Below are 15074 nucleotides of genomic sequence, written 5' to 3'. Positions count from 1 at the left end.
CCTCCCGAGCATTCTTGTCTTTTCGGCCAGCCTTCAACAACACCGCCGAGATTGCAAGAGCGGAGAGCGACCGCGTCAGCGAGTCGCTCCCCGGTTGCGTCTGCCTGACGTGATGCGTCAGTATTTCTTACATTCCGGCACGGTGCGGCTCGGCAGCCCGATCTTGGAGAACACGGCCGGGTCGTAGCCGAGCGTCTGGTTCACGTTGGGGATCACCTTCACGACCTTGCTGAACAGCGCGCCCTTGCCGTCGTCGACGACTTCGGTGACGAAGTTGGTGCCGATCGCCTGGCGGTTGGAGTCGAGCTTGATCTTGCCGTTCGGTGCGTCGAGCTCGATCTTCGCCAGCGCTTCCTTGTACTTGGCCTGGTTGTTGGAGAGATCGCCGTTAACCTGACGCAGTGCGAGGATCAGCGCCATGGTCGAATTATAGTAGTTGGTGGCGAGCAGCGACGGGCTCGGGAAGCGCTTGTTGGGCGGGAAGGCGTCCTGATAGGCCTTCACGAACTTCTGCCAGCCCGGATCCTCCCAAGTGTCGGCCTGGCCGCTCGCCGCGATGGTTCCGATCAGCGCGTTCTTGGCGTTGCCCTTCGACGACAGGATGGTCTGGTCGATCATGATGGAACCGCCCATCAGATGCGCCTTGCCGCCGGCCTGCTGATACTGGTTGAGGAAGTTGACGGCGTCGGCGCCGCCAAGCCCGAGATAGATGGCGTCGACGTCGTCGGGCAGGGCAGCGATGACGGAGGCGAAGTCCTTCGTTCCCAGCGGCACCCATTGCCGGTTGGTGACCTGTCCGCCCATGCCGCAGAACTCGAGCACCAACCCGAACACCTGGGTATAGATGAAGGAATAGTCCTCGCCGACGGTCGCGATCTTGCGATACTTCTTCTCTTCATAAGCGTATTTGCCGAGGCCGATCTGCCACTGCGCGCCGTCCATGTTGTAGCGGAAGAAGTTCGGTGCCGGGTCGACATAGGTCGTTTCCTGTGCACCGGATGCGGCATTGATGAACGTCAGCCCGGGATGGCTCTTGGCAAAATTCTTCACCGCGATGCCTTCGTCGCCGGAGAGTGGCGACAGCAGGATCTGCACCTTGTCCTGCTCGATCAGCTTGCGCACGGCGCGCACGGCGGAGTCCGGCGTTGCATCGGTTGAAGCGACGATGAATTCGAGTTCCTTGTCGCCGACCTTCTTGCCGAGCACGTTGAGCGCGGTCTGGTGGCCGCGCATGCCGTCCTCGCCGAGCACCGTGTAGGTGCCCTCGAGCGTTGCGGTCACGCCCACCTTGATCTTTTCCTGGGCGATCGCCGCGCCCGAAAGAAACAGGCTGCTCAACGCGAGCAGTCCGATGCTGCATTTCGACATGTGCTCCTCCCTGTGTCATCGCTTGTTGCCGCGACGAACCGTATGGTGCCCGTGGCTCTCGAAGCCCGCGGCTTTGGAGGAAAGCTAACCGAAGTCGGATGCGCTGCACCCATCGCGGCCTCGTTCGGCTTGACTGGCAGTCTCATTTTTGAATGTTGCGGCGCGAGTGATTTTCGCGGTGCAGCAGGACGCCGCGCTAGCTGTAATCTTCGCCGAGAAACTGGTTGATCGCATCGAACGCCTGCAGACGGTTCTTCTCCAGCAGCACCATGTGCGTGCCTTCGCCGATCTCGACCCATCGCCGATATGGCGCATGCTTCAGCGAAAGGAACAGGTCCTGCGCCGAAGCGATGGTCACGTCCTGATCCCATTCCGCGTGGACCAGGAGCACGGGCACGCGAATGTCGCCGGCGTCGTAGAGCCTCTTGCCGGCGGCCCAGTATTCGCGGATGTCCAGGATCGGGCCGTTGACCGCACGCATGATGGGAGGCGCTTGCGCGCTGCCTAACGGGTCGGTCGCGAGCGAGATATTGGCCCAGCGCTCGAAGCCGCCCGCCGGGATCAAGCTCGATCGTGCCGCTTCCGGCGCAGCCGAGAGCCAGCGCGTCCTGAAGTCCAGCACCGGAACGTTGCGATAGCCGCCGAGGCGCCCGCCTGCATCGATCGGAGCCGGACCCTGCAGCACCCAAAGCGGCGCGACCAGCGCGAGCTTGATGACCTTGTCGTTGTTGCCTGCGGTGTAAGCGCCGGCCACCGAGCCGCCCCAGGACATGGCAACCAGATTGAGGCGCGCGATCCTGCGTTGCTTGAGGATGTACGCGACGGCGCTGGCGAGGTCACGCACGCCGGCCTCGGTGCGCACGAGCGGTTCGGACTGCTCCGGCGGCGCGTCCATCTCGGACGGGCGGGTCGATTGGCCATAGCCGCGCACGTCGAGCGCGAAGACGTCGTACCCATGGCCGGCGAGATGATCCATGAACGAGAGGCCGTCGAGTGGCGTATCGAAAAGGCTTCCCGATGAATAGGTCGCGCCGTGCATCATCAGGATGGTTCGCTCGGCGGAGAAGGTCTCGAGCGCCACGGGGCGCTTGTTGCGCAGGTGAAGCGAAATTCCGGCCGTGTCGCTCGGGATCATGAGATCCTCGACCACGATCTCGGGCCTGTCGACGCGCGCGCTGGCGTGCTGGTTCATGATCGCTCTCCGTTCAGACGAATTGCCAGGTGAAGTGTCCTCCGGTGCGGCTGACGCGGCCGACCGATGACTGTGCGAAATGGGTGGTGAAGATGGTCACCCGCTCGGCAGCATTCTCCAGCACGAAGGCGCGCGAGCGCAACGCGGCTTCCGGGAATTCGCAGAAGCAGGAATTGAGCGAAGGCTCATAGACCTGGAGCGGGTGGTGCATCACGTCTCCGGCGAACAGCGCCTCCTCGCCGCGCGAGACGAGGCGGATGGAGGCGTGATCGACGCTATGACCGGGTGTCGGAACGAACGAGATGCCTTCGAGTACCTCGCGTCCGTCCACCGCGATGAGCTTGGCAAGTCCGGCCTCGACCACCGGCCGGACGCTGTCGTCATAGACACGGTCGGCCGGCTTGCGCAGCGCCGGGCCGAGGGACGGGGCAGGGCGGGCCGTTCCGGTCGGCTCTGTGCCCGTCGCGAGGCTCTCGCCATAGGCCTGCTCGATCGCAGAGAAGACGTAGGTCGCATTCGGGAAGGTCGGGACCCAGCGTCCGTCGACGAGGCGGGTGTTCCAGCCGACGTGATCGCCATGCACGTGGGTGAGCAGCACGTAATCGACCTGCTCCGGCGTGACACCCGCTGCGGCGAGCCGCGCCAGGAACGGCTCGTTGAGCCGGTGAAGCGGCGGAATCTCCGGTCGGTGCTTGTCGTTGCCGGTGGCCGTGTCGATCAGGATCGTGTGGTGCGGCGTCTTGACCAGCCAGCTGTGAATGCTTTGGATGAAGGTGCCTGTCGCAGCATCGAACGAGCCCGCCTCCAGGCGGTCGCGATGGCGCCCCAGCGCCTGCGGCTCGCCTTCCGGATAGAGCGCGTCGAACTTGAATGCGGCAAGCCGCAACTCGTCGATCCGCGTGATGGATGCTTCGCCGATCTGATAGGTCTTGGCCGCGTGAATCATCAAGATGTCCTCCACTGGACCGTGGCGTAGGGCTGGTTGCCCGGGCCGCGGTGACGGTGAGGTACGAAGCGAGCCGGGCCTTGGGGAGAGTCGCGGGCTCGATAGGTCCCATCGACATGGTCGATATCGGAAAGGAAGCTGGCCCAGCTTTTCACGCCGGCGTTTTGGCCCTAACCCTCGTATCGCGGCTCGTCGCGGTCGCGACATGCCCCAGACGGAGGTGCCACCGATGCAGGATGCGGAACACGGCCGGGGTCGGCCGGCCGATGATAACGATCTCGCCGAGATCGATCTTGGTCTGTTGCTGGCTCTGGAGGCTCTTCTGCGCGAGCGGAACGTGACGCGCGCGGCCTCCCGGCTCAATATCGGGCAGCCTGCGCTCTCGGCGCGGCTGAACCGGCTGCGGCAGATCTTTGCCGATCCGCTGTTCGTATCCGCCGCGAGCGGGCGCGGCGTCGTGCCGACGACGCGGGCGGTGGAGTTGCAGACGGCGCTTGCGGACGTGCTCGGCAAGCTTCGTCGCATGGTGGAGGGACCGGCCGTGTTCGACCCCGCCCGCAGCCAGCGCACCTTCGTCGTTGCCATCCACGAGAACCCGGCCGTGACGCTGGCGCCCGGCCTGGTCGCGCGCTTGACCGCGATGGCCGAGCGGGCGCGGCTCGCCCTCGTTCACCCCGCGCGCGATGTCGTGGATCAGCTCGAAAGGGGAGAGATCGACATCCTGGTGACGGGAGCCGACCGCGCACATGGCGAGCTGATGCAGCGGCCGCTGTTCGAGGACGGCTTCCTGTCCGCACAGCGCAAGGGTCATCCGCGCGGCAACGGCCCGCTCGATCTCGACAGCTTTTGCGCGCTTGACCATCTGCTGATTTCCGCCGATGGCGGCGGTTTCTCGGGCCTGGTCGACGACGCGCTGGCGGTGCTCGGCCGCTCCCGGCGCGTTGCCGTCTCGATCCAGACCTATGCGCTGGCGCCGGTCATCCTTGCGCACAGCGACTGCATCTGCACCCTTCCGCGGCGCTTCCTGATCCGCTTCGCCCACGAGCTCGATCTCACGCCACCGCCGCTCGATCTGCCGCCCGCTCGCATCGTCGCGCTGTGGCATCCGCGCAATCAGGAGGACAAGGGCCACGCCTGGCTTCGCGAGTGCTTATACCAGGCGGCTGCTGCTTGATCGCGATGGGCCCTCACGTCGGGACGAGCGGGCGCTGCTCAGGCTGTAAGTTCTGATTTCTGAAATGAGGTCGGCCAGCTTGCATTCGTCGGGTCCGGTATGCCGCCTGCCGCCTTCCTGAGCTGCGTGCCGAGATGGGCAGGTGTCTCGAAGTATTGCCGGATCGGCATTATCGCCGGCTTTCGTCCCTGCCCCACGCTGACGATTGACAAGCGAATTATTACATGTCTAAAAATATGCAAATTCATATAATCCGTGAGATGCCTGAATGGACGTGCATCCGCTCAAGCTCAAGGTCAGGTCGTATGTCGCGGAGACGCCGTTCATACGGAGCCTTGTGTTTGGTGTGGAGGACGGCGTCGTGCCGCAATGGCAGGCAGGCGCGCATCTCCGCGTCGCGCTCCCGAATGGCGGAGACCGGCCGTACTCGCTGATGGCGTTGCCGGGACTTCCTGAAGATGCGCTGGCGCTTGGTGTCCTGCGCGAGGAGGCCTCGAGCGGCGGCTCGCAGTTCATGCACGCGCTCAAGGTCGGCGACGTCGTGAAGGCGAGCGCGCCGGTCAACAATTTTCGCCTGCACGAGGGAGCAGCGCCGGCGCTGCTGTTCGCCGGTGGCATCGGCATCACGCCCGTTCTGTCGATGGCGGCGGAGCTGGCGGCGCGGGGAAGCTCATATCGCCTGCACTATGCGGGGCGCACGCAGGGATTGCTGGCGTTCCTGCCGCAATTGCAGGAGATCTGCGCCGGAGGGCTGTCTGTCCACTACGACAGCGATGAATCCCGCCTCGACATTGCCGCGGCGCTCGGCGGTGCCGCAGCAAACGCCCACGTCTATGTCTGTGGCCCTTCGGGCATGATCGAGGCGGTGAAGGCGGCTGCGGCCGCCGCGGGTGTGTCAGCCGACCGCGTTCACTACGAGCTCTTCAAATCCGAGCAGCCGTCGTCGCCTGACCGGCCGTTCGAGGTCGAGATCAAGTCGACCGGGCAGGTCGTCGGCGTTGCGGCGGGGCAGACCATCATCGAGGCACTGGAGGCGGCCGGCTTCGACGTGCTCTACGATTGCCGGCGCGGCGATTGCGGCATCTGCCAGTGCGGCGTGATCGCGGGAGTCCCCGATCATCGCGACGTCATCCTCAGCGACGAGGAGAGAGCGTCCAACAAGGTCATGCAGATCTGCGTGTCACGTGCGAAGTCGGAACGTCTGGTGCTGGATCTCTAGGGGAGGCGAGGAACGCCATGAAAAGATACGGCGGGAATGCCCGCGCGATTGCGGCGCTGGTGCGCGAGGCCGAGGTGCATCGCGACGTCTATGTCGCCCCCGAGATCTTCGAGCTCGAGATGGAGCACCTGTTTCCCAACAGCTGGGTCTATGTCGGCCACGCGAGTCAACTTGCAAAACCCGGCGATTTCATCACGGCCAATATCGGCCGACAGCCGGTCATGGCCAGCCGCCATACCGACGGCTCCATCCATGTGTTCTACAATCGCTGCCCGCACAAAGGCGTGAAGATCGCGTCCGAACCCTGCGGCAACACCGGAAAGTTCTTCCGCTGCCCTTATCACGCCTGGTCTTTCAAGACTGACGGCTCCCTGCTCGCGATCCCGCTGAAGAAGGGCTACGAGGGCACCGGCTTCGGCGACACCCAGGCCAATGAAGGGTTGTCGAAGGTCAGGAACGTCGTCATTTACCGCGATTTCATCTTCGCTCGCTTGAGCGATGACGGCGTCTCCTTTGAGGATTATTTCGGCGAAAGTCTTTCGACCATTGACAACATGATCGACCGCTCGCCGGAGGGCAAGCTCGCGGTCCAGGCGACGCCGATCCGCTACATGCACACGTGCAATTGGAAGATGCTGGTCGAGAACCAGACCGACACTTGCCATCCGATGGTGGCGCATGAGAGCTCGGCCGGCACCGCGGTCAAGGTCTGGAAGCGCGAGCAGGGCGATTCCACGGAAACGCCGATGGCGGTGCAGCTCTACGGCCCCTTCATGAGCCCGTACGAGTTCTACGAGCAGAGCGGCATCCGGATCTGGCCGAACGGCCACGGCCACACCGGCGTCGCCAACTCCATCCATTCGAACTACTCTGATATCCCGGGCTATCTCGACCAGATGGTCGCGGCCTATGGCGAGCAGCGCGCGCATGAGATCCTTGGCGAGGTCAGGCACAACACCGTCTACTTCCCGAACATCATGGTGAAGGGCGCTGTCCAGATCCTGCGGAATTTCATCCCGATCGCGGTCGACAAGACGCTGGTCGAGAGCTGGGTCTATCGCCTGGTCGGCGCCCCCGACAAGCTTTACGAGCGCGCGTTGATGTACAACCGCTTCATCAACGCGCCGACCTCGATCGTCGGCCACGACGACCTCGAGATGTATGAGCGGGCGCAGGAAGGACTGAAGTCCAACGGCAATCAATGGGTCAATCTGCGGCGGCTCTACGACGGCCACGAAGAGCAGAACGTCACGGCGGTGATCAACGGCACGTCCGAGCGGCAGATGCGGAACCAGTTTCACGCCTGGGCGAAATTCATCACCATGGGCATGGGCGAGCGCATCGAGGCTGCGGAATGATCGGCGAGAAGACCATCACGGACTTCATCTATCGCGAGGCCGAGCTGCTCGACACGATGGAGTGGCAGGCCTGGCTCGATCTGTTTCACCCCGAAGGGCGTTACTGGATGCCGCTGGAATGGCAGCAGCAGGATCCGGTGCTGCAGCCGTCACTGATGTATGAGGATCTTTTGCTCCTGAAGGTGCGGGTCGAGCGGCTCGCCGGCGAGCGCACCTTCAGCCAGAAGCCGAAGAGCCGTTGCCATCATCTGCTCCAGGCACCGCGGATCGTCGCCTGCGATCCTGCTGCCGGATTGTTCAAGGCACGGACTTCCTACATCTACACCGAGACGCGCGGCGATATGCTGGAACGCTATTCGGGATGGGCCTCGCACGAGCTCGTGCAGGTCGGCGATGCCCTGAAGATCAAGCTCAAGCGGGTCGATCTCGTCAATTTCGATGCGCCGTTCGGCAACATCCAGCTTTTCATGTGAGACTGCCTTGACCGCGGCGACCACTGTCCATGCCCGTTTTCAAGAGACCGCGCTCCGCCGTGGCGAGGCGGGCTTCCTCAACGTGCTGCCGGAGACCGCAGGCATCTACGGCATTGCGGCGGGCGAGATTTCCTACCGCGCGATGCTCGACCGGGTCGAGCGCCGTCGCGTAGCGTTTGCGAGCCGCGGCTACGGCGAAGGCCACCGGGTCGGGCTGCTGCTCCAGAACAGGCCCGTCTTCATCGAGCTGTGGTTCGCGCTCAATGCGCTCGGCGTCTCGGTGGTGCCGATCAATCCGGACCTCCGTCTCAGCGAGCTCGAATACATCATCGGGCATTCCGAGATGAATGCCGCGTTCGTCCTCACCGAACGGCGCGAGGAGGTGGCGCTGGCCGCGCGTCAGGCCGGCCGGCCGATCCCTGTCGTGGACGATCAGGACGACGTTCCCGCGCCCTTCGGCGGTGCGCGGCCCTCGACCTCGGCAAGCGAGGGAAGCGAATGCGCGCTGCTCTATACGTCGGGGACGACGGGCCAGCCCAAGGGCTGCGTCCTCACCAACACCTATTTCCTGCATTGCGGAAACTGGTATCGCGACGTCGGCGGGCTGATCGACCTCAAGCCAGACGGCGAGCGTATGATCACGCCGCTGCCGCTGTTCCACATGAACGCGATGGCGGTGTCTCTGATGGCGATGCTGTCGGTCGGCGGCTGCCTGACCATGCTCGATCGCTTCCACCCGCGCAGCTGGTGGGCCTCGGTGCGCGACAGCCGTGCCACCTGCCTGCATTATCTCGGCGTGATGCCCTCGATGCTGATGAGTGCGCCGCCATCGGAGCTGGACCGCGCGCACAGCGTGCGCTTCGGCTTCGGCGCCGGCGTCGACAAGCTGCTGCATGCCACGTTCGAGCAGCGCTTCGGCTTCCCGCTGCTGGAGGCCTGGGCGATGACCGAGACCGGCAGCGGCGGCGTCATCGCCGCCAATGTCGAGCCGCGCAAGATCGGCACCAGCTGTTTTGGTCGCCCGGCCCCCGAGATCGAGGTTCGGATCGTCGATGACGGCGGCAATGATGCCCCGCTCGATGTGCCCGGCGAGCTGTTGGTGCGGCGCGCCGGCGCTGATCCGCGCTACGGCTTCTTCCGCGAATATCTCAAGAACGAGGCTGCCACCATCGAGGCGTGGGCCGGCGGCTGGCTGCACACTGGCGATATCGTGTCGCGCGATGCGGACGGCGACCTGCACTTCGTCGATCGCAAGAAAAACGTGATCCGTCGCTCCGGCGAGAACATCGCCGCGGTCGAGGTCGAATCCGTTCTCAACCGCCATCCCGCGATCCGGCAGGCCGCGGTTGCGGCGACGCCGGATCAGGTGCGCGGCGACGAGGTTGCGGCGGTCATCATCGCTGAGAAGGCCGGCGCGGACCGCGCGCTCGCCGAAGAGATCGTGCGCTGGAGCCTTGAGCAGATGGCCTATTACAAGGCGCCGGGCTGGATCTGCTTCGCCGACAGCCTGCCGTTGACCGCGACCGAGAAGATCCAGCGCGGCGGGTTGAAGGATTTTGTCGGGAAGCTGATGCGCGAAGGCGCGTTCTTCGACCTGCGCGACCTCAAGAAGCGGCAAGTCTGATCAAGAAGGTCTGATCAAAGAAGGGTCTGATCATGAGCGAGATCCGCACCACCCTCATCACCGGCGGCAATTCGGGGATCGGCGAGGCCCTGGCGAAGAAGCTCGTCGCGCGCGGGCAGCGCGTGGTCTCGATCGGGCTGGAGCAGCCCGGCTGGACCCATGATCTGCTCGCGGCCTATCGCGCCGACCTCACCGATATCGAACAGACGCGTGCGATCGCGCAGGAGATCTGCCGCGATCACGCCGTCGACAGCCTGGTCCACAATGCCGGGGTCATCCTGCCGAACCTGCTGCCCGACGCCAAGCCGGAAGACATATTGATGCTCGCGCAGTTGCATCTGGGCGCGCCGATGCTCCTGACCCAGGCGGCGCTGGAAGGGATGCGTGCGCGCCGCTTCGGGCGCATCGTGTTCGTCTCTTCGCGCGCCGCGATGGGGGCAGTGACGCGCTCGGCCTATTCGGCCACCAAGGCCGGCGTGCACGGCATGGCAAGGACCTGGGCGCTGGAGCTTGCCGCGAGCGGCATCACCGTGAATGTCGTCGCGCCGGGGCCGATCCTGACCGATAATTTCTGGGGCATCATCCCGAAGGGCTCCGAGCAGCAGGAGCGGATGGCGCGCAACGTTCCGGTCGGGCGGCTCGGCTCGCGCGAGGATGTCGCACACGCAATCTCGTTCTTCCTCGACGAGCACTCCGATTTCGTCACCGGCCAGGTGCTCTATGTCTGCGGCGGCACCAGCCTCGTCGGCCTCGGGCCTTGACGCGCGCGCTCTAGATCTGGTTCTGGCGGATATTCTCGACCATCTTGGCCAGCACCCGTGCGCAGACCTCGATGTCGTCGGGCTCGATGCCCGCGACCAGCTTGTCGTAATTGTTCGCCATGATCGGCCAGATCTTGCGCAGCAGCGCTTCGCCCTCCGGCGTCAGGCCGACGACGCGGCGGCGCTGGTCCTCCTCGGCGATCTCGCGCTTGACGAGGCCCGACGACACCATGGACTCGACCATGCGGCTCGCCGTCGACTGCTCGGTCACCGCGAGAACGGCGACCTCGTTGACGGTAAGGGTCTTGTAGATGAACAGCACCGACAGCGTCCGGAACACGACGTTGTTGATGCCGTGCTCGCTCAAATCGCGGTTCTGATCCAGGTTCCAGCGATTGGCGAGCCGGTTGAACAGATACGGAATGTAGGTTTGCAGCTGGTCCCTCGTCCTCGGCGGACCCGACTTCCATCTGCTCTTGGATTCTCTGGCCATTATCTCTTGCGACTTTGCTTCTTGCTCTCGGTGTGAAGTTTCGAGGACAGCGATTTCAGCACGGACAACGCGGCGTCCAGCTCCCGGGCCGAGACGTTCTCGAGCCGTTTGGCGAGATGCTTCTTGTGGATTTCGGCCGCCTTCCGGAACAGCGCTTCGCCTTTCGGCGTCAGGCGCACGATGAAGGACCGCCGGTCCTCGCTCGACATCTCCCTGCTGATGAGGTCGTCGGCGAGAAGACGTTGTACCAGCCCCGAGACATTGCCGCCGGTCACCTTCAGATTTTGCGACAATTGCCCGAGCGCCAGGCCATCCTGGTAACGATCGAGCTGGGCCAGCACGTCGAATTTTGCCAGCGACAGGCCGAACTCCGAACTCAGCATCGAATTGAGCGAGGCGAACAGCTCACCGTGCAGCGACAGCAATTGGAGCCAGAGCCGGGTTTCGATCTGCCCAGGGACGGGAACAATGTTCTCCTTGAGTGCTGCCGGCATCGCATGACCATCGAGTACAGAATGTCTCGTCGAGTGAAGGGAATTACCGCGGGTCGTTCGCTCCGATTAACAACCTGAGAATCGTAGTCAAGCCGTCCGATCCTGACCTCCTGCGGGGCGAACGGCAATCCAAGCCTGTGTCCGGCGCCCGTGGAATCATGCGAAAGTCTTGATGGTCTGGATCACGCCGTCGAGCGCCGTTCCTGCGCTGTCCTTCAGCGCGGCCTCCCGCAGGCGGCGCGCCCAGTCGGCGGCATCCTCGCGGCGCTCCACCAGCTTGATCGCCGCGAGCGTCCTGTCGAATTTCGACAGCCCCCGGCTGTGAGTGTCTGAATAGCCTTTGACGAGGCGTCGGCATTGCAGGATCTCGACACCGAGCTGGTAATTGGTGCCGACAGCCTCGGTCGCGGCCTTGAGCCATGAATCCCGATGCGCCGTCTCGACGGCGTGACGCAGCGAGCGGCGGCGCAGGCCGCGCATCCCGCCGACGACATAGAGGGCCAGGAACCAGGGCAGCGAGTAGGTTCGCACCCGGCGTCCCCGGTTGACGCGGCGATCGAGCCAGCCGAGCAGGCGCGGCCGCGCGCCGAGCCAGCGGCCGAAGCCTGCCGGCAGCATGCCCATCACTTCCTCCATGCGGGGATGCATGAACTCGGTGGTCTGGAGCACCTGTCCGTTCGACATCTCGAGCTCGCTCTCGATGCGCGCGCGGCGGCCGGCGCGCGTCTTGAGGTCGGCGACGCGGATGACGTCGTCATAGGTCATGGCGTTGGCGAGGTACTTTGCCGCGGTTTCCGTGAAGGCATAGGCATGTGCGCCACCGCCGGCGTTTCGGTCGGCTGCGTGCAACCTCTTGAGGATGTCGAGATATTCGCCGCCATAGGCGATGTCCTGGAAGTCGATGACCTTCCGCAAGCCTGCACGAGCCATGCCGAGTGCAGGCTCGGACAACTCCTGATTCAATCTTGCGACAAGCTCACCGAGCTGCGGATCGGGCGTCGCCAAAGAGGGGGTATCGTCGGCCGGTTTGGTTGGCGCGGGCACCGCAACTTCGGTCGGGCCGGTCTTGACCCGCTCGAAGGCGGCCTCGAAAGTCTCGACGCTGGCCTTCGCGCCTTTGCCGCCGGTGCGGATGACGTCGAGATAGCTGTCGCGGCTGAACGGCAGCACGCCTGCGCCTGCGAGCGCGCCGAACATCGCGGCCGAGATGACGCTGCCATGCGCGATCGCCAGCGCGTTCAGATCGAAGATGATCTCGGTCTTCGCCGCAATGCCGATGGCGCCGGTCACGGCGCCGCCGTCGGCGATGCCGTTGCCTGGGGCGATCTTCTCGCCGATCGCGAACGACCGGTGGTTGGACGCGATCAGCGTGGTGCGATCCGGCGTCACGAGGCCACGCAGGATCGATCGCCCGGCCTCCATGAATTCGGCCGCCATCACCACGTCGACGTCGCCCGGGGTCGGCATCAGCGACAGGATCGGCTTGCGGCCGTCGAGCGGCGGCATCGCCTCGATATAGTAGATGGTGGCGCCGGTGCGCTGGGCGACGCCGGGCACCGAGGTGGACTGCGCGACCCAGCCATGGTTCTCGGCGAGCTGAACGATCCAGTCGGTCAGGACGCCGCCGCCCTGACCGCCCATCGCGACAATCGCGATCGAGATCGGCCGCTCGGTCGCTTCGCCTGCGGCGGGGAGGGCCAGCCGGACCGTCTCGTCCCTCATGCCAGTGCCTCGAGCGCCGGCCGCCGGCGGTCGCGCCGACGCTGCAGCCAGCCGATCACGCTCATGGCGAGCTTGGATTTGAACATGTCCCAGCGAGTCGGATTATGGATGACGTCGGCTCGATAGAACGAGGGGCAGAGCACGGCGGCCTCGGCGACTTCGCCGCAATTGCCGCAACCGACGCAGGAATTGTCGATCGCCGCGACCGGATCGTCGCGCAGGGGGTCGTCGAGCTGCTTCACCGACAGTGACGGGCAGCCGGAGAGGCGGATGCAGGCATGGTCGCCGGTGCAGACGTCTTCGTCGACGCCAAAGCGCTCCTTGACGATGCGCGTCCCGTCTTTGATCGCCTTGTTGATCTGCGGCTTCACGCGCCGCTGCTTGTTCAGCATGCATTCGGAGGAGGCGACGATGACCTTCGGGCCTTCCTCTTTCGTCGTCAGCGCTTCCTTCAGCGTGTCACGCATCTTACCGACGTCGTAGGTGCGGTCGAGCTGGCGCACCCACTGGCCGCCGATGCCCTTCACCGCCTGCACGATGGAATTGTTGGTCTTGCGGCGCTTGTTGACCGCGCGTGACGACAGGATGTCCTGACCGCCCGTCGCCGAGGTGTAGTAATTGTCGACGATGACGAACACGCCGTCATGCTTGTTGAACACGGCATTGCCGATGCCGCTGGTCAGTCCATTGTGCCAGAAGCCGCCGTCGCCCATCACCGCGATCGAGCGCTTGTCCGCCTTGACGTTGAAGGCCGAGGTCGAGGCCGGGCCGAGGCCGAAGCCCATCGTGGTCGCGCCGATGTTGAACGGCGGCAGGATCGAGAACAGATGGCAGCCGATGTCCGCGGAGACGTGGTGCTGGCCGAGCTCTTCCTCGACCAGCTTCATGGCGGCGAAGATCGGCCGTTCCGGACAGCCGGTGCAAAGCCCGGGCGGGCGCGCCGGCACCACCTGCTTGAGCTTCTCGACCGCGGGGTGATTGAGCACGGGCGCTGCGTCCGGCGCCGGCGGCCGGTTGCCGAGCAGCCGCGGCTCGGTCTTCTCCAGGAATTCCCTGACGCCGCCGAGCAGCACCTGCGCGGTGTAGTCGCCGCCCATCGGCAGCACGTCCTTGCCGTGAACGCGCGCCTGGATGTCTTTGCGGCGCAAGACCGTATTGATCGCCTGCTCCAGATATTCCGGCTGGCCTTCCTCGACGATGAGCACGGCGTCCTTGTCGAGGCAAAATTCCGCAACCTCAGTGTCGATCACGGGGTAGGTGACGTTCATGATGTAGAGCGGAATCTGGGTGTTGCCATAGGCATCCGACAGCCCGAGATATTGCAGCGCGCGGATCACGTTGTTGTACATGCCGCCCTGCATGATGATGCCGACCTTGCCCCGCTTCGGCCCCATCCATTCATTCAGCTTGTTGTCCCGAATGAATCCGACAGCCGCGGGCATCCGCGTCTTGATCTTCTCCTGCTCGTGCTCATAGGCCGCCGGGGGCAGCACGATGCGGTTGACGTCACGCTTGGGATTGTTGAGCGCGTCCCTGATGGTGTGCGCCGGCCTGACATTGTCCTTGCAGGCGAAGCTGCCGTGCATGTGGCAGGCGCGCACGCGCACCTCCAGCATGACCGGCGTGTTGGAGACCTCGGAGAGCTCGAAGCCCTTCTCGATCAGATTGACGATGCATTCATGCTCGGGGCGGGGATCGAGCAGCCACATCTGCGACTTCATCGCGAAGGCGTGGGTACGCTCCTGCATGATGGAGGAGCCTTCGCCATAGTCCTCGCCGACGATGATCATGGTGCCGCCGGTGACACCGCCCGAGGCGAGGTTGGCAAGAGCGTCGGAGGCGACGTTGGTACCGACGGTCGACTTCCACGCAACCGCGCCGCGCAAGGGATACATCACCGATGCGGACAGCATCGCCGCGGCGGCGGCTTCATTGGCCGAGCTCTGGAATACGACGCCGAGATCGTCGAGCACATCCTTGGCGTCGGCCAGCACGTCCATCAGATGCGAGATCGGCGAGCCCTGGTAGCCGCCGACATAGGCGACGCCCGATTGCAGCAGCGCCTTGGTGATGGCGAGGATGCCTTCGCCGCGGAACGTGTCGCCATCGCCGAGCCTGAGATCCTCGACCTCGCGAGCAAAAGACCGTTCAGCCATTGCACCCTCCAGAAATATGCGATAGCATACGTTTACATGTGAAGTAAGTCAACGCCGCGCCATGCTATCACGCTTGCGGATGCTCCCTCCGACA

The 15074-nt window shown here is 64.5% G+C and carries 13 protein-coding genes; 6 read left to right on the top strand and 7 right to left on the bottom strand.

Annotated features, from left to right (window positions below):
- Nucleotides 1–117 precede the first annotated feature (117 nt).
- The 3 genes from ABIA40_RS15730 to ABIA40_RS15720 form a co-directional block, all read right to left on the bottom strand.
- Nucleotides 118–1368, bottom strand: a complete 1251-nt coding sequence (locus ABIA40_RS15730) for an ABC transporter substrate-binding protein (RefSeq protein ID WP_036013367.1) — start codon at nucleotides 1366–1368, stop codon at nucleotides 118–120.
- A 196-nt stretch (nucleotides 1369–1564) separates the two neighbouring features.
- Nucleotides 1565–2560, bottom strand: coding sequence for an alpha/beta hydrolase (locus ABIA40_RS15725; protein ID WP_404541914.1), 996 nt, complete (start codon nucleotides 2558–2560; stop codon nucleotides 1565–1567).
- 13 nt (nucleotides 2561–2573) lie between these two features.
- A complete protein-coding gene (locus ABIA40_RS15720) occupies nucleotides 2574–3506 on the bottom strand; it encodes an MBL fold metallo-hydrolase (protein WP_404546253.1) in 933 nt (310 codons plus the stop codon).
- Nucleotides 3507–3735: 229 nt separating this feature from the next.
- Between ABIA40_RS15720 and ABIA40_RS15715 the strand changes: the two genes are divergently transcribed.
- The 6 genes from ABIA40_RS15715 (at nucleotide 3736) to ABIA40_RS15690 (ending at nucleotide 10115) form a co-directional block, all read left to right on the top strand.
- Nucleotides 3736–4680 (top strand): LysR family transcriptional regulator, encoded by a 945-nt coding sequence (locus ABIA40_RS15715; protein ID WP_271540774.1) that lies wholly within the window; start codon nucleotides 3736–3738, stop codon nucleotides 4678–4680.
- A 268-nt stretch (nucleotides 4681–4948) separates the two neighbouring features.
- Entirely contained in the window at nucleotides 4949–5899 is a 951-nt protein-coding gene (locus ABIA40_RS15710) for a PDR/VanB family oxidoreductase (protein ID WP_404541912.1), read from the top strand.
- A gap of 17 nt (nucleotides 5900–5916) precedes the next feature.
- Complete coding sequence (locus ABIA40_RS15705) at nucleotides 5917–7257, top strand: Rieske 2Fe-2S domain-containing protein (RefSeq protein WP_404541908.1); 1341 nt, start codon at nucleotides 5917–5919, stop codon at nucleotides 7255–7257.
- On the top strand, nucleotides 7254–7730 hold the full coding sequence (locus tag ABIA40_RS15700) for an aromatic-ring-hydroxylating dioxygenase subunit beta (protein ID WP_404541907.1): 477 nt from the start codon (nucleotides 7254–7256) through the stop codon (nucleotides 7728–7730). Before ABIA40_RS15705 ends, ABIA40_RS15700 begins: the two co-directional genes overlap by 4 nt.
- Before the next feature lie 7 nt (nucleotides 7731–7737).
- Nucleotides 7738–9354 carry an ATP-dependent acyl-CoA ligase gene (locus ABIA40_RS15695; protein ID WP_271540770.1) on the top strand — a complete coding sequence of 539 codons (1617 nt, stop codon included), beginning with the start codon at nucleotides 7738–7740 and terminating at the stop codon, nucleotides 9352–9354.
- Between the two features lie 32 nt (nucleotides 9355–9386).
- The gene (locus ABIA40_RS15690; protein ID WP_271540769.1) at nucleotides 9387–10115 is read left to right on the top strand and encodes an SDR family NAD(P)-dependent oxidoreductase; all 729 of its coding nucleotides are present in this window, start codon (nucleotides 9387–9389) and stop codon (nucleotides 10113–10115) included.
- Nucleotides 10116–10125: 10 nt separating this feature from the next.
- On the opposite strand, the gene ABIA40_RS15685 is transcribed toward ABIA40_RS15690, so the two are convergent.
- From ABIA40_RS15685 to ABIA40_RS15670, 4 genes are all read right to left on the bottom strand, one after another.
- Nucleotides 10126–10608 carry a MarR family winged helix-turn-helix transcriptional regulator gene (locus ABIA40_RS15685; protein WP_036013385.1) on the bottom strand — a complete coding sequence of 161 codons (483 nt, stop codon included), beginning with the start codon at nucleotides 10606–10608 and terminating at the stop codon, nucleotides 10126–10128.
- A complete protein-coding gene (locus ABIA40_RS15680) occupies nucleotides 10608–11102 on the bottom strand; it encodes a MarR family winged helix-turn-helix transcriptional regulator (RefSeq protein WP_404541905.1) in 495 nt (164 codons plus the stop codon). Before ABIA40_RS15680 ends, ABIA40_RS15685 begins: the two co-directional genes overlap by 1 nt.
- 156 nt (nucleotides 11103–11258) lie before the next feature.
- The gene (locus ABIA40_RS15675) at nucleotides 11259–12824 is read right to left on the bottom strand and encodes an indolepyruvate oxidoreductase subunit beta family protein (RefSeq protein ID WP_404541902.1); all 1566 of its coding nucleotides are present in this window, start codon (nucleotides 12822–12824) and stop codon (nucleotides 11259–11261) included.
- Nucleotides 12821–14980, bottom strand: a complete 2160-nt coding sequence (locus ABIA40_RS15670; protein ID WP_404541900.1) for a thiamine pyrophosphate-dependent enzyme — start codon at nucleotides 14978–14980, stop codon at nucleotides 12821–12823. The genes ABIA40_RS15675 and ABIA40_RS15670 overlap by 4 nt, the downstream gene beginning before the upstream one ends.
- Between the last annotated feature and the right edge of the window lie 94 nt (nucleotides 14981–15074).

The sequence above is a fragment of the Bradyrhizobium sp. USDA 223 genome (genome assembly GCF_044909005.1).
In the GTDB taxonomy this organism is placed as follows: Bacteria; Pseudomonadota; Alphaproteobacteria; order Rhizobiales; family Xanthobacteraceae; genus Bradyrhizobium; species Bradyrhizobium yuanmingense.
The sequence above is the reverse complement of the archived record's forward strand: the minus strand, read 5'-3'. Positions and strand labels throughout refer to the sequence as shown.

Coding starts and splice junctions, on each gene's coding strand:
- ABIA40_RS15690 (WP_271540769.1), top strand. CDS start 9,387: ATGAGCGAGATCCGCACCACCCTCATCACCGGCGGCAATTCGGGGATC.
- ABIA40_RS15700 (WP_404541907.1), top strand. CDS start 7,254: ATGATCGGCGAGAAGACCATCACGGACTTCATCTATCGCGAGGCCGAG.
- ABIA40_RS15680 (WP_404541905.1), bottom strand. CDS start 11,102: ATGCCGGCAGCACTCAAGGAGAACATTGTTCCCGTCCCTGGGCAGATC.
- ABIA40_RS15715 (WP_271540774.1), top strand. CDS start 3,736: ATGCAGGATGCGGAACACGGCCGGGGTCGGCCGGCCGATGATAACGAT.
- ABIA40_RS15670 (WP_404541900.1), bottom strand. CDS start 14,980: ATGGCTGAACGGTCTTTTGCTCGCGAGGTCGAGGATCTCAGGCTCGGC.
- ABIA40_RS15710 (WP_404541912.1), top strand. CDS start 4,949: ATGGACGTGCATCCGCTCAAGCTCAAGGTCAGGTCGTATGTCGCGGAG.
- ABIA40_RS15725 (WP_404541914.1), bottom strand. CDS start 2,560: ATGAACCAGCACGCCAGCGCGCGCGTCGACAGGCCCGAGATCGTGGTC.
- ABIA40_RS15730 (WP_036013367.1), bottom strand. CDS start 1,368: ATGTCGAAATGCAGCATCGGACTGCTCGCGTTGAGCAGCCTGTTTCTT.
- ABIA40_RS15685 (WP_036013385.1), bottom strand. CDS start 10,608: ATGGCCAGAGAATCCAAGAGCAGATGGAAGTCGGGTCCGCCGAGGACG.
- ABIA40_RS15675 (WP_404541902.1), bottom strand. CDS start 12,824: ATGAGGGACGAGACGGTCCGGCTGGCCCTCCCCGCCGCAGGCGAAGCG.
- ABIA40_RS15720 (WP_404546253.1), bottom strand. CDS start 3,506: ATGATTCACGCGGCCAAGACCTATCAGATCGGCGAAGCATCCATCACG.
- ABIA40_RS15705 (WP_404541908.1), top strand. CDS start 5,917: ATGAAAAGATACGGCGGGAATGCCCGCGCGATTGCGGCGCTGGTGCGC.